At 60.3% G+C, this 13413-nt stretch carries 12 protein-coding genes; 2 read left to right on the top strand and 10 right to left on the bottom strand.

Features of this window, described 5'->3' with window-relative positions; translation table 11 throughout:
• Positions 1–7 precede the first annotated feature (7 nt).
• From MMG91_RS18240 to gcl, 9 genes are all read right to left on the bottom strand, one after another.
• Positions 8–1213 (bottom strand): MFS transporter, encoded by a 1206-nt coding sequence (locus tag MMG91_RS18240; protein ID WP_305448791.1) that lies wholly within the window; start codon positions 1211–1213, stop codon positions 8–10.
• Positions 1214–1448: 235 nt separating this feature from the next.
• The gene (locus MMG91_RS18245; protein WP_310660326.1) at positions 1449–2447 is read right to left on the bottom strand and encodes a sulfate ABC transporter substrate-binding protein; all 999 of its coding nucleotides are present in this window, start codon (positions 2445–2447) and stop codon (positions 1449–1451) included.
• A gap of 106 nt (positions 2448–2553) precedes the next feature.
• Entirely contained in the window at positions 2554–3378 is an 825-nt protein-coding gene (locus MMG91_RS18250) for an ion transporter (protein WP_310660327.1), read from the bottom strand.
• A 21-nt stretch (positions 3379–3399) separates the two neighbouring features.
• On the bottom strand, positions 3400–4314 hold the full coding sequence (locus MMG91_RS18255) for an urea transporter (protein WP_310660328.1): 915 nt from the start codon (positions 4312–4314) through the stop codon (positions 3400–3402).
• Between the two features lie 139 nt (positions 4315–4453).
• Positions 4454–5869 carry a pyruvate kinase gene (gene pyk, locus MMG91_RS18260; protein WP_310660329.1) on the bottom strand — a complete coding sequence of 472 codons (1416 nt, stop codon included), beginning with the start codon at positions 5867–5869 and terminating at the stop codon, positions 4454–4456.
• Positions 5859–7139 carry a glycerate kinase gene (locus MMG91_RS18265; protein WP_310660330.1) on the bottom strand — a complete coding sequence of 427 codons (1281 nt, stop codon included), beginning with the start codon at positions 7137–7139 and terminating at the stop codon, positions 5859–5861. Before MMG91_RS18265 ends, pyk begins: the two co-directional genes overlap by 11 nt.
• Before the next feature lie 166 nt (positions 7140–7305).
• Positions 7306–8196, bottom strand: a complete 891-nt coding sequence (locus tag MMG91_RS18270; protein ID WP_310660331.1) for a 2-hydroxy-3-oxopropionate reductase — start codon at positions 8194–8196, stop codon at positions 7306–7308.
• A 91-nt stretch (positions 8197–8287) separates the two neighbouring features.
• Positions 8288–9070, bottom strand: coding sequence for a hydroxypyruvate isomerase (hyi, locus tag MMG91_RS18275; RefSeq protein WP_305448798.1), 783 nt, complete (start codon positions 9068–9070; stop codon positions 8288–8290).
• A 139-nt stretch (positions 9071–9209) separates the two neighbouring features.
• Positions 9210–10985, bottom strand: coding sequence for a glyoxylate carboligase (gcl, locus tag MMG91_RS18280; RefSeq protein WP_305448799.1), 1776 nt, complete (start codon positions 10983–10985; stop codon positions 9210–9212).
• A 266-nt stretch (positions 10986–11251) separates the two neighbouring features.
• Here gcl and MMG91_RS18285 point away from each other — a divergent pair, with 266 nt between their 5' ends.
• Entirely contained in the window at positions 11252–11692 is a 441-nt protein-coding gene (locus MMG91_RS18285; RefSeq protein WP_310660332.1) for a heme-binding protein, read from the top strand.
• 61 nt (positions 11693–11753) lie between these two features.
• Here the strand turns inward: MMG91_RS18285 and MMG91_RS18290 are convergent, their stop codons facing one another.
• Positions 11754–12359, bottom strand: a complete 606-nt coding sequence (locus tag MMG91_RS18290) for a TetR/AcrR family transcriptional regulator (protein ID WP_030131738.1) — start codon at positions 12357–12359, stop codon at positions 11754–11756.
• Between the two features lie 134 nt (positions 12360–12493).
• On the opposite strand from MMG91_RS18290, the gene MMG91_RS18295 reads away from it, so the two are divergent.
• Complete coding sequence (locus MMG91_RS18295) at positions 12494–13408, top strand: DUF808 domain-containing protein (protein WP_305448802.1); 915 nt, start codon at positions 12494–12496, stop codon at positions 13406–13408.
• The last annotated feature ends 5 nt before the right edge of the window (positions 13409–13413 follow it).

Genomic DNA, 13413 nt, shown 5'->3' on the forward strand with positions numbered 1-13413 from the left:
TAGCGTCCTAAGCCGTTGCCAACGAACGCCTCTGCGAAACACTCAAAAACCGCAACAACGCCAACAACGGAAACGCACTACCCACAATCACGATCCACAACCAACCGCCATGCTCATACACCGCGCTGGCCACCGAAGAGCCAAACGCACCACCGACAAAGATGCTGGTCATATACAGCGCATTCAGACGGCCGCGGCTTTTAGCGTCGAGGGTATAGACCGCGCGCTGGCCGAGGACCATGTTCATTTGCACGCAGAAATCCAGCACTACACCCGTCACTGCCAGGCCGATAACGCTGTAGGCCGGATGGATGAAGGCGGGCAGGAAGCTCAGGCTGGCGAATAGCAGGGCCAACAGCGAGGCGATGCGGGTATGGCCGGCATCGGCCAGTCGACCGGCGATAGGAGCGGCAATCGCACCAATGGCGCCGACCAGGGCGAAGATCGCGATCTGGGTTTGCGACAAGCCATGATTACGCGACAGTTCCAGCGGCACTGCAGTCCAGAACAGGCTGAATGTGGCGAACATGCAGGCTTGGTAAAACGCGCGCTGACGCAACACCGGCTGCTGACGCAACAGCGTCCAGAGCGAACCCAACAACTGGCCATAAGAAGCGCTGTGATCAGGCTGGCGCTTGGGAATGGTCAGGGCCAGCACGATGCTGATTGCCGCCATCAACACCGCTGCGATGACGAACATCGCACGCCAGCCGAAGTGGTCGGCTATTACGCTGGACACCGGTCGAGCCAGCAGAATCCCCAGCAGCAAACCACCCATGATGCCGCCGACTACGCGGCCCCGGGATTCTTCCGGCGCCAGGTGGGCGGCCAGTGGAATCAGGATCTGCACCGACACCGAGCTGAACCCCACCAGCAACGAGATCAACAGAAACACGTTTGGCTGATCGGTGAATGCCGCGCCCAACAAACTGGCAATCGCCACCACGGTGGTGATGATCATCAAGCGGCGGTTTTCCAGCAGATCACCCAGCGGCACCAGGAAGAACAGACCCAGCGCATAACCAATCTGCGTCAGCGAAACGATCAGGCTGGCCATGGTGTCGGTCAGGCCGATGTCTGGCGCGATGAGGCCGATGATCGGCTGGGCGTAGTAGATATTGGCCACGATGGCGCCGCAGCAGAAGGCGAAGAGCAGCACCATGCTTCGGGTCATTGTCGCGGCACCGAGGGGCACCTGAGTCGTTGGATTCATAACGGGTCTCGTTGAACAAGAAGGAATGCGCAGAGGCTAATCGGCTGGCTAGAGCGGCGGAAGAGGGAATAGGCTGATAGTAATCATGCCTCTGAAGAATGATTGAGAGGCCGTTCATTTGGACCGATTGCATGCTCGATTGCAGCGGGCAAGGACGGCGTAACCCCTCCGATGTAATAGCGTGACGTAGGAAAAAGGCGACCTTTGCAGGTCGCCTTTTCATTGGAGTCAGGAATTACTGACCGCTGTAAATCTGATCAAAAACCCCACCATCATTGAAGTGGGTCTTCTGCACAGTGCGCCAGTCACCAAAGGTCTTCTCCACCGAAAGGAAATCCACTTTCGGGAAGCGATCAGTGTACTTGGCCAATACCGCCGGATCACGCGGACGCAGGTAGTTGGCAGCTGCAATCTCCTGACCTTCCGGCGACCACAGGTACTTCAAATATTCCTCGGCGGCAGCACGAGTGCCTTTTTTCTCGACCACTTTGTCGACCACAGACACTGGCGGCTCGGCCTCGGCGGAAACACTCGGGTAAATCACTTCAAACTGATCACGACCAAACTCACGCGCAATCATTTCCGCTTCGTTTTCGAAGGTCACCAGCACGTCGCCGATCTGGTTGGTCATGAACGTGGTGGTGGCTGCACGGCCGCCGGTATCCAGCACCGGGGCTTGTTTGAACAGTTTGCCGACGAAGGCTTTTGCCGTGCTTTCGTCCCCGCCATTTTTCAGCACATAGCCCCAGGCCGAGAGATAGGTGTAGCGACCGTTACCCGAGGTTTTCGGGTTGGGGACGATCACTTGCACGCCGTCCTTGAGCAGGTCCGGCCAGTCTTTCAGGGCTTTCGGGTTGCCTTTGCGCACGATGAACACGGTGGCCGACGTGAACGGCGCGCTGTTGTTCGGCAGGCGTGTGACCCAGTTGTCCGGGACCAGTTTGCCGTTATCCGCCAGGGCGTTGATGTCGGTGGCCATGTTCATGGTAATGACGTCAGCCGGCAGGCCATCGATCACTGAACGTGCCTGTTTGCTGGAGCCGCCGAAGGACATCTGCAGCGTGATGTTTTCGTTGTGCTCGGCTTGCCAGTGTTTCTGGAAGGCAGCGTTGTAGTCCTTGTAGAAATCTCGCATCACGTCGTAGGAAACATTAAGCAGGGTTGGTGCAGCCTGAGCCACGTTGCCCAAGGCCAGGCCAGCGGCCAGAAGTGAGGCGCCAAAGAGTTTTTTCACTGCGCATTCCTTGTTCTATCAAACATGTTCTATGGAAAGTGTTGGCAATTTGCCGGCGACTATAGCCGGGCTCGCATAGTCCTTTAAAGATTAAAAAGCACTTTGCTTATTCCAGTTTCTTGAACAGCGCATTGCCGCAACGGGAGCAAAATGCTGCGCCGTGTTCGTGACTGTTTTTCTGGCAGGTCGGGCAATCGTGTTGCAGTTGTTCGCCGCGCATGGCGTTGGCCAGTTCCGCGGTGAAAATCCCCGTTGGCACGGCGATGATCGAGTAACCGGTGATCATCACCAGCGACGAAACCACCTGACCCAATGGGGTCCTGGGCACGATATCGCCAAAGCCTACGGTGGTGAGTGTGACGATGGCCCAATAGATGCCTTTGGGGATGCTGGTGAAGCCTTGTTCCGGGCCTTCGATCACGTACATCAGCGTGCCGAACACCGTCACCAGGGTGCTGACGCTGAGCAGAAACACCACGATCTTCTGCTTGCTGCCGCGCAGCGCCGTCATCAAATAGTTGGCTTGCTTCAGATACGGGCTGAGCTTGAGCACGCGGAAAATCCGCAGCATCCGAATGATCCGGATAATCAGCAGGTACTGCGCATCGCTGTAATACAGCGCGAGAATACCGGGCACGATCGCCAGCAAATCCACCAGCCCATAGAAGCTGAACGCGTAGCGTAGCGGCTTGGGCGAGCAGTACAGGCGCAGGCCGTACTCGATGGCGAAAACGATGGTGAAGCCCCATTCGATGTACGCCAGTAGGTCGGCGTAGTTCTGGTGAACGCTGTCGATACTGTCCAGAACCACGGTCACCAGGCTGGCGAGGATGATCAACAGCAGAATGCTGTCGAAGCGCCGGCCGGCCGGGGTATCGGATTGGAAGATGATGACGTAAAGGTCTTCACGCCAGTTTTTATTGCTGTTCATGGAAAACGCCTGAACCAAGAATCAGCGAAGCCTAGGTCGATTCTCCCCGGTAGCGCAAGGCGCGCTGTCCATGGCGGCCTGACGCCACACCCTAATGCCTGCGCGAATCAGCCAGCAGGCGAGGATGAAGGGCGCCGTCAGCGTTGCCATCCCCAGTGCGGCGAACCCCGGCGTGAGCAACACCGCCAGCAGGATTCCCAACAATGGCAGCCAGGGCTGGCGACGATTTTGGCTGAAGGCGAGGGCGGCGAGCACGGCGTTGTAGCCGCTTAAACCCTGCAGGGCGGTTGATGTTTCGTGATGCAGCAGGGCGAAACCGAGACCGGCAACGGAGCCGAGCAGCGCCCACAGGAAGGCGCGACGGTCAGCGATCAGCAAACCCGTGGCAATCAGAGCTCCGGCCAGCGGATGACCGAGAAACAGTACCTGACCGAGCCCTTTCAATGACGCGGCGAGCAGGTTGAGTGTGGTCATTTCGATCAGCGGCGCGGGTTGCAGTGGAGCGGCAAACGATAGAAGCAACCAACTTATCGCAACGAAGGGCGCGGTGTAGGCGAGAAGGCAATGATGATCACGGGAATGCTTGAGCCATTGCTGGGTGAGCATCGCGCTCAGGCCCCCAGCGGCAATGATCAGCGGTGGCAACAGCGCTGACCATGGGAAATAAAGGCTCAGCAGCAGACCGAGCAGAATACCGTTGTAGCTGAACAACCCAGCCTGACGATCAGCCTTGGTATACCCGCGACGTTGCGCGGTGAGCAAACCGGCGACCCCTCCCAGTAACGCACCGCCGAGCAAGGTTGGCGCGCTGAACAGAATCGCCAACAGACACAGCAGTCCGCACAGCGGATGGCGCTGGAGAAAGATCTGGCTGAAGCCGTTGAGCAGGGCAGTGGCCCAGTCGGGGCAGTGGGTGTTGAAGTGGTTGGCAGGCATGATGGGGGCAGTCAGTACAGATCGTTCCTACGCTCTGCGTGGGAATGCCTCAATGGACGCTCTGCGTCTGCTCTTGGGACGCGGAGCGTCCCGGGCTGCATTCCCACGCAGAGCGTGGGAACGATCATTGTGAGGGGGGTTAGATTAATGTCTCGATACGCAACGAATTGGTCGACCCCGGCTGCCCGAACGGCACGCCCGCCGTGATCAACAACGTATCCCCCCGCTGAGCCATGCCCTGTGCCTGGGCAATCTCCAGCGCCGTCGAGCACACTTCGTCCACCTGGCGCAGCCGGTCGTTGACCACCGAGTGCACGCCCCACGCCACCGTCAAACGCCGCGCGGTTTGCAAATTCGGCGTCAGGTTGAGGATCGGCACCGTCGGCCGTTCCCGCGCCGCACGCAAACTCGATGTGCCCGACTCGCTGTAATTCACCAACACCGCCACTGGCAACACGTTGCTGATGCGACGGATCGCACAGCTGATCGCATCGGAAACGGTCGCCTCGGCTTTCGGTCGGCTCACGTCCAGTTGGGCCTGATAGTCGGGGCCGTTTTCCACCTGACGGATGATCTTGCTCATCATCTGCACCGCTTCCAGCGGGTACTCGCCGGATGCGGTTTCCGCCGACAGCATCACCGCGTCCGCGCCTTCGGCCACCGCGTTGGCGACGTCAGTGACTTCGGCGCGGGTCGGGGCGGGGGAAAAACGCATCGACTCCAGCATCTGCGTCGCCACCACCACCGGTTTGCCGAGTTGGCGGCAGGTGCAGATGATGTTTTTCTGAATCTGCGGCACGCTTTCGGCCGGGACTTCCACGCCCAGGTCACCGCGAGCGACCATGATCGCATCGCTCAATTCGGCGATTTCCCGCAGTTGAGTCACGGCCGATGGCTTCTCGATCTTCGCCATCAAATACGCCTTGTCGCCGATCAGTGCGCGGGCTTCGCGGATATCTTGCGGGCGTTGCACGAACGACAGCGCGACCCAATCCACCCCCAGCTCCAGACCGAAGCTCAAGTCGCGACGATCCTTGGCGGTCAGGGGGCTCAGATCCAGCACCGCTTGCGGCACGTTGACGCCTTTGCGATCCGACAGCTCGCCGCCATTGAGCACCGTGGTGTCGATAGCGTCGGCGTATTTGGTCACTACCCGCAGGCGCAGCTTGCCGTCGTCCAGCAGCAGGTCCATGCCTGGCTCCAGCGCTGCGATGATTTCCGGGTGAGGCAAGTTGACCCGGCGTTCATCGCCCGGCGTCGGGTCCAGGTCCAGACGCAAGGCCTGACCGCGATGCAGCTGCACTTTGCCTTGAGCGAATTTGCCGACCCGCAATTTCGGGCCTTGCAGGTCCATCAGAATTCCCAGCGGGTAATTCAGCTGGCGCTCGACTTCACGAATCCATTGATAGCGCTGGGCGTGGTCGGCGTGATCGCCGTGGCTGAAGTTCAGGCGAAAGATATTGACCCCGGCCAGCACCAGCTCACGGATGTCGTCGATTCCGTTGGTGGCCGGGCCAAGGGTGGCGAGGATTTTGACCTTCTTATCAGGCGTCATGTTTAGGGCTCTCGAGAATCAGAATGGCGCGCAAGTCGTTGACGTTGGTGCGAGTCGGCTCGGTGACGATCAGCGCGTCCAGCGCGGCGAAATAGCCGTAGCCATTGTTGTTGTCCAGTTCATCGCTGGCGCTCAGGCCGAGGGCGGCGGCGCGGGCGTAACTGCCCGGGGTCATGAGGGCGCCGGCGTTGTCTTCGGAGCCGTCGATACCGTCGGTGTCACCGGCCAGCGCGTAGACGCCGGGCAGGCCTTTGAGGCTGTCGGTCAGGCTCAGCAGGAATTCGGCGTTGCGCCCGCCACGGCCATTGCCGCGCACGGTGACGGTGGTTTCGCCGCCGGACAGAATCACGCACGGTGCTGCCAGCGGCTGGCCGTGCTGGACGATCTGTCGCGCGATGCCGGCGTGGACTTTCGCCACGTCCCGGGATTCGCCTTCCAGGTCGCCGAGAATCAACGGGCTGAAGCCGGCCTGACGGGCTTTAACCGCGGCCGCTTCCAGCGATTGCTGTGGGCGTGCGATCAACTGGAAATGACTGCGGGCCAGGCTCGGGTCGCCGGGTTTGACCGTTTCCGATTCCGGGCTTTGCAGCCAGTTGCGCACCGAGACCGGGACTTCGATGCCATAGCGCTTGAGGATCGCCAGCGCTTCGGCGGAGGTGCTCGGGTCGGCCACAGTGGGGCCAGAGGCGATGACCGTGGCGAGGTCGCCCGGTACATCGGAAATCGCATAGGTATAAACCGTGGCCGGCCAGCAGGCTTTGCCCAGACGTCCGCCCTTGATCGCCGAGAGGTGCTTGCGCACGCAATTCATCTCGCCAATGGTCGCGCCGGATTTGAGCAGGGCTTTGTTGATCGACTGTTTGTCGGCGAGGGTGATGCCGGCGGCGGGTAACGCGAGCAGGGCAGAGCCACCGCCCGAGAGCAGGAAGATCACGCGGTCGTCTTCGCTCAGGTCGCTGACCAGTTCCAGCACCCGTTTCGCGACAGCCAAACCAGCCGCATCCGGCACCGGGTGCGCGGCTTCGACCACTTCGATTTTTTCGCACGGGGCGCCGTGGCCGTAACGGGTCACCACCAGGCCGGACACTTCGCCCTGCCAGCAGCGCTCGACCACCTGGGCCATGGCCGCTGCGGCTTTACCGGCGCCAATGACGATCACCCGGCCGCTGCGATCTTTGGGCAAATGGGCTTCGAGGACGTGCTGCGGATGGGCCGCGTCGATGGCTGTGGCAAACAGCTCGCGCAGCAGTTGTTGCGGATCGACCGACATGGCGGGCTCCAATTTTTATTGTTCTGGGTATGGTGCTAATGATCGTTCCCACGCTCTGCGTGGGAATGCCTCAACTGGACGCTCCGCGTCCGCTCGGCAGGGACGCAGAGCGTCCCGGGCTGCATTCCCACGCGGAGCGTGGGAACGATCAGTGCCGGGGCAGGGCTTACTTATCGCGAATCGAGAAATTCGCCATGTGCTCCAGGCCCTTGATCAGCGCCGAGTGGTCCCAGTTGCTGCCACCGATGGCTGCGCAGGTGCTGAACACTTGCTGGGTATTGGCGGTGTTCGGCAAGTTGATGCCCAGTTCGCGAGCGCCGGCCAGTGCCAGGTTCAAATCCTTCTGGTGCAGGCTGATGCGGAAGCCCGGGTCGAAGGTGCCCTTGATCATGCGTTCGCCGTGAACTTCAAGGATCTTCGACGACGCGAAACCGCCCATCAGCGCTTCACGCACCTTGGCCGGATCAGCACCGTTTTTCGAGGCGAACAGCAAGGCTTCGGCGACGGCCTGAATGTTCAGCGCAACGATGATTTGATTAGCCACTTTCGCGGTTTGACCGTCGCCATTACCGCCCACCAGAGTGATGTTCTTGCCCATGGCCTGGAACAGCGGCAGGGCGCGTTCGAACGCATCGGCATCGCCACCGACCATGATGCTCAAGGTCGCAGCCTTGGCGCCGACTTCACCGCCGGACACCGGAGCATCGAGGTATTGAGCGCCTTTCTCGTTGATCTTGGCCGCGAAGGCTTTGGTGGCGGTTGGCGAGATCGAGCTCATGTCGATCACGACTTTGCCCTTGCTGACGCCGGCTGCAACACCGTCGGCGCGGAACAGCACGTCCTCGACCTGCGGGGTATCCGGCACCATGACGATGATGAATTCGGCTTCCTGGGCGACTTCTTTCGGGTTCGCCAGCGCAACGGCGCCAGCAGCCACCAGGTCGGCAGGCGCGGGGTCGTGGTGCGCCGACAGGAACAGGCTGTGACCGGCTTTCTGCAGGTTCAACGCCATTGGGTGGCCCATGATGCCGGTGCCGATAAATCCGATTTTAGCCATGAGAAAATCCTCTTGTTTTTATTGCTCTGTTCGCAAATTGATCGTTCCCACGCTCTGCGTGGGAATGCAGCCATCGATGCTCTGCGTCGCTTTAGATCGCGTTATGGGTTTTCAACCAGCCCAGACCCGCTTCGGTGGTGGTCAGCGGCTTGTATTCACAGCCAACCCAACCCTGATAACCGATGCGGTCCAGGTGTTCGAACAGGAAGCGGTAGTTGATTTCACCGGTGCCCGGCTCGTTGCGCCCAGGGTTGTCGGCCAACTGAATGTGGTTGATCTCGTCCAGGTGTGCGGCCATGGTGCGGGCCAGGTCGCCCTCCATGATCTGCATGTGATAGATGTCGTATTGCAGGAACAGGTTGGCGCTGCCGACCTGTTCGCGAATCGACAGTGCTTGCGCCGTGTTGTTCAGGTAGAAGCCCGGGATGTCACGGGTGTTGATCGCTTCCATCACCAGTTTGATGCCCGCCGCTTGCAGCTTGTCGGCCGCGTACTTGAGGTTGGCGACAAAGGTCTTTTCCACGGTGGCATCGTCGACGCCTTGTGGACGAATACCGGCCAGGCAGTTGATCTGGGTATTGCCCAGCACGTTGGCGTAAGCGATGGCCAGATCGACACCGGCGCGGAATTCTTCGACCCGATCCGGCAAGCACGCGATACCGCGTTCGCCCTTGGCCCAGTCACCGGCCGGCAGATTGAACAACACCTGGGTCAAGCCATTGGCATCGAGCTTGGCTTTGATTTCGGCGGAACTGAAATCGTAGGGGAACAGGTATTCGACACCACTGAAGCCGGCCTTGGCGGCAGCGTCGAAACGGGCAAGAAAATCCTGCTCGGTGAACAGCATGGACAGGTTGGCTGCGAAACGCGGCATGGTGGTCTCCCGTATATGTGTGAGGGCCGATCGTTCCCACGCTCTGCGTGGGAATGCCGCCCCGGACGCTCTGCGTCCAGCCGTTTTGTGACGCAGAGCGTCACCGGATGCATTCCCACGCAGAGCGTGGGAACGATCATCAATCGAGCAACGAGATCGCCGTTGGCGCATCGTTGCCGACCAGCGCCAGGTCTTCGAATTCGTTGACGGCGTTGATCTCGGTGCCCATGGAAATGTTGGTCACACGCTCCAGAATGATTTCGACGATCACCGGCACTTTGAACTCTTCGATCAGTTCCTGAGCCTTGCGCAGGGCAGGCTGGATCTGACCCGGTTCGAACACCCGCAGCGCCTTGCAACCCAGGCCTTCGGCGACCGCGACGTGGTCGACGCCGTAACCGTTGAGTTCCGGAGCGTTGAGGTTGTCGAAGGACAGCTGCACGCAGTAGTCCATATCAAAACCGCGCTGGGCCTGACGGATCAGCCCCAGGTACGAGTTGTTCACCACAACGTGGATGTACGGCAGCTTGAACTGCGCGCCCACCGCCAGTTCTTCGATCATGAACTGGAAGTCGTAGTCGCCCGAGAGCGCCACCACCTTGCGGGTCGGATCAGCCTTGACCACACCGAGTGCTGCCGGAATGGTCCAGCCCAGCGGGCCGGCCTGGCCGCAGTTGATCCAGTGACGCGGTTTGTAGACGTGCAGGAACTGCGCGCCGGCAATCTGCGACAGACCGATAGTGCTGACGTAGCAGGTGTCTTTGCCGAACACCTGGTTCATCTCTTCGTAAACCCGTTGCGGCTTGACCGGCACGTTGTCGAAGTGAGTCTTGCGCTGCAGGCTGGCTTTGCGCTGCTGGCAGTCTTGCAGCCAGGCGCTGCGGTTTTTCAGCTTGCCGGCGGCTTGCCATTCGCGAGCGACTTCGATGAACACAGTCAGCGCGGCAGCGGCGTCGGACACGATGCCCAGGTCCGGGGTGAACACGCGGCCGATCTGGGTTGGTTCGATGTCGACGTGAATGAATTTGCGGCCTTCGGTGTAAACGTCTACCGAACCGGTGTGACGGTTAGCCCAACGGTTACCGACGCCCAGCACCAGGTCCGACTTCAACATCGTGGCATTGCCGTAACGGTGCGAGGTTTGCAGACCGACCATGCCAACCATCAGCGGGTGATCGTCCGGGATGGTGCCCCAGCCCATCAGGGTCGGGATCACTGGAATGCCGGTCAGCTCGGCGAACTCCACCAGCAACTCACTGGCATCAGCATTGATGATGCCGCCACCGGCGACCAGCAGTGGGCGCTCAGCCTGATCGAGCATGGCCAGGGCCTTCTCGATTTGCACGCGGTTAGCGGTCGGCTTGGCCAGCGGCAGCGGCTCATAGGCGTCGATGTCGAATTCGATTTCAGCCATCTGCACGTCGAACGGCAGGTCGATCAGCACTGGGCCTGGGCGGCCGGAGCGCATTTCATAGAAGGCTTTCTGGAACGCGTAAGGCACTTGGCCCGGTTCCATAACGGTGGTCGACCACTTGGTGACCGGCTTGACTATGCTGGTGATGTCGACGGCCTGGAAGTCTTCCTTGTGCATACGGGCCCGCGGTGCTTGCCCGGTGATGCACAAGATAGGGATCGAGTCGGCCGAGGCGCTGTAGAGCCCGGTGACCATGTCCGTGCCGGCCGGGCCGGAGGTGCCGATGCACACGCCGATGTTGCCGGCCTTGGTGCGGGTGTAGCCCTCGGCCATGTGCGAGGCGCCTTCAACGTGGCGAGCGAGGACGTGATCGATGCCACCGACCTTCTGCAAGGCGGAGTACAGCGGGTTGATCGCGGCGCCTGGGATGCCAAAAGCGGTATCAACCCCTTCACGGCGCATCACCAGAACGGCGGCTTCGATTGCTCTCATTTTGCTCATTGTTTTGTGCCTCTTACGTTTTGTAATTGTATACAAGTGGCTTTGCGCAGAGTGTATTCACGGCGGACGGCGCAGGTCAATTCATTTTCTCAAGCGCCTGTTTCATTCGTCGGAAGCCCGAAGAACTGTGACTTTTCGTCGAGTGTGGCGCTTTTCGAGAATTATTGTATACAAAAAAATAATTCATTGTGTTCTATTTGTTGCATCGGATTGCGCAACAGAAAGCAATCCAACGGCTTTCCCAATAACAAAATGAGGACGGCACCATGAGCGCTTTAACCTTGAACGTCGCAGTCAACCTGGCCAATCAGGCCATCTCCGCAGGCCGGGAAATCTCCGCCGCACCCTTGACCGTTGCCGTGCTGGATGCCGGCGGGCACTTGATAACGCTGCAACGCGAGGACGGCGCCAGCCTGCTACGCCCGCAGATCGCCATCGGCAAAGCCTGGGGCGCGATCGCCCTGGGCAAAGGCTCTCGCCTGCTCGCCCAGGACGCCCAACAACGCCCCGCGTTCTTCGCCGCGCTGAATAGCCTGGGGCAGGGCAGCGTCGTCCCGGTACCGGGCGGCGTGCTGATTCGGGATCAGGATGGGAATGTGCTGGGAGCGGTGGGTATCAGCGGTGATTTGTCTGATGTTGATGAGCAGTGTGCGATCAGGGCGATCGAGGCGCAGGGGTTGAGGGCGGATGCGGGGGTGGTTAGTTGATCTTCAGCGTCTGATCGAATGTCATCGCGGGCTTGCCCGCGATTGGGGGGCACTCGGTCTATCAGTCCAGCTCACACCCCTTAAGTACCAACCGGATAATCGTCTGCGCCGCCGCTTCATAGTCGGCCTCATCCAGCTTGGCTTTGCCGGTAACCGCAGAGATCTGCCAGTCGAAGTCGGCGTAGGTCTGGGTGGCGGCCCAGATGCTGAACATCAGGTGGTTGGGGTCGATCGGGGCGATCTGGCCGCGGTCGATCCAGGTCTGGATGCAGTCGATGTTGTGCCTGGCCTGGCCGTTGAGCTGCTCGACCAAGTCGGGGCTCAGGTGCGGGGCGCCGTGCATGATTTCGCTGGCGAACACCTTGGAGGCGAAGGGCAGGTCACGGGAGATGCGGATTTTTGAGCGAATGTAGCCGCTCAGTACTTCGCTGGGTACGCCGTCGGCGTTGAACGGCGTCGAGGCCTGCAGGATCGGCTCGATGATGCTTTCCAGGACCTCGCGGTAGAGATTTTCCTTGGATTTGAAGTAGTAGTAGACGTTAGGCTTGGGTAGCCCGGCCTTGGCCGCGATGTCACTGGTTTTGGTCGCAGCGAAGCCCTTGTCGGCAAATTCTTCACTGGCGGCACGCAGGATCAGTTCTTTGTTGCGCTCGCGGATGGTGCTCATAAACCAAGGAGTTCCTTGCCTGTTCTGGCGGTTGCGCATGGTAGCACCGGCCTCGCGCGGCGCTCAAGAATGCCCCGTCTGGCCTCGGGTCGCGCTATGCTGCGCACCATTCATTCAAGAAGGAAACCTGATTCATGGCAGGAAGCAGTTTGCTGGTGCTGATCGACGACATCGCCACCGTACTGGACGATGTGGCGTTGATGACCAAAATGGCCGCGAAGAAGACCGCCGGCGTGCTTGGCGACGATCTGGCGCTCAATGCCCAGCAGGTTTCCGGCGTGCGTGCCGAGCGGGAAATCCCGGTGGTGTGGGCGGTGGCCAAGGGCTCGTTCCTTAACAAGCTGATCCTGGTGCCGTCGGCGTTGGCCATCAGTGCGTTCATTCCGTGGCTGGTCACACCATTGTTGATGGTCGGTGGCGCTTACCTGTGCTTTGAAGGCTTCGAGAAACTCGCCCACAAATTCCTGCACAGCAAAGCTGAAGATCAGGCTGAACACGCAGAACTGGTCGAGGCTGTAGCCAACCCAGCGGTCGATCTGGTGGCGTTCGAAAAAGACAAGATCAAGGGGGCGATCCGTACCGACTTCATCCTCTCGGCGGAAATCATCGCCATTACCCTGGGCACCGTGGCTGATGCTTCGCTGACCCAGCAAGTGATCGTGCTCTCGGGCATCGCCATCGTCATGACCATCGGCGTCTACGGCCTGGTGGCCGGCATCGTCAAGCTCGACGACCTCGGTCAGTGGCTGGCCCTGAAGCCCGGCCAGATGGCCAAAAGCATCGGCGGCGGGATTCTGCGCGCGGCACCGTACATGATGAAAAGCCTGTCGGTGATCGGCACGGCGGCGATGTTTTTGGTCGGCGGCGGAATTCTGACCCATGGCGTGCCGGTGGTTCATCACTGGATCGAGAGTGTCAGCGCGGGTGCCGGTGGGGCCGGGTTTATCGTGCCGACATTGCTGAATGCGGTAGCCGGGATTGTGGCGGGTGCGGCGGTGTTGGTTGGGGTGATGGCTGTCAGCAAGGTCTGGAAAACGGTAAAGGCCTGAACCTG

Origin of the sequence: Pseudomonas sp. JL3 (assembly GCF_031570575.1) — a bacterium.
In the GTDB taxonomy this organism is placed as follows: Bacteria; Pseudomonadota; Gammaproteobacteria; order Pseudomonadales; family Pseudomonadaceae; genus Aquipseudomonas; species Aquipseudomonas cucumis.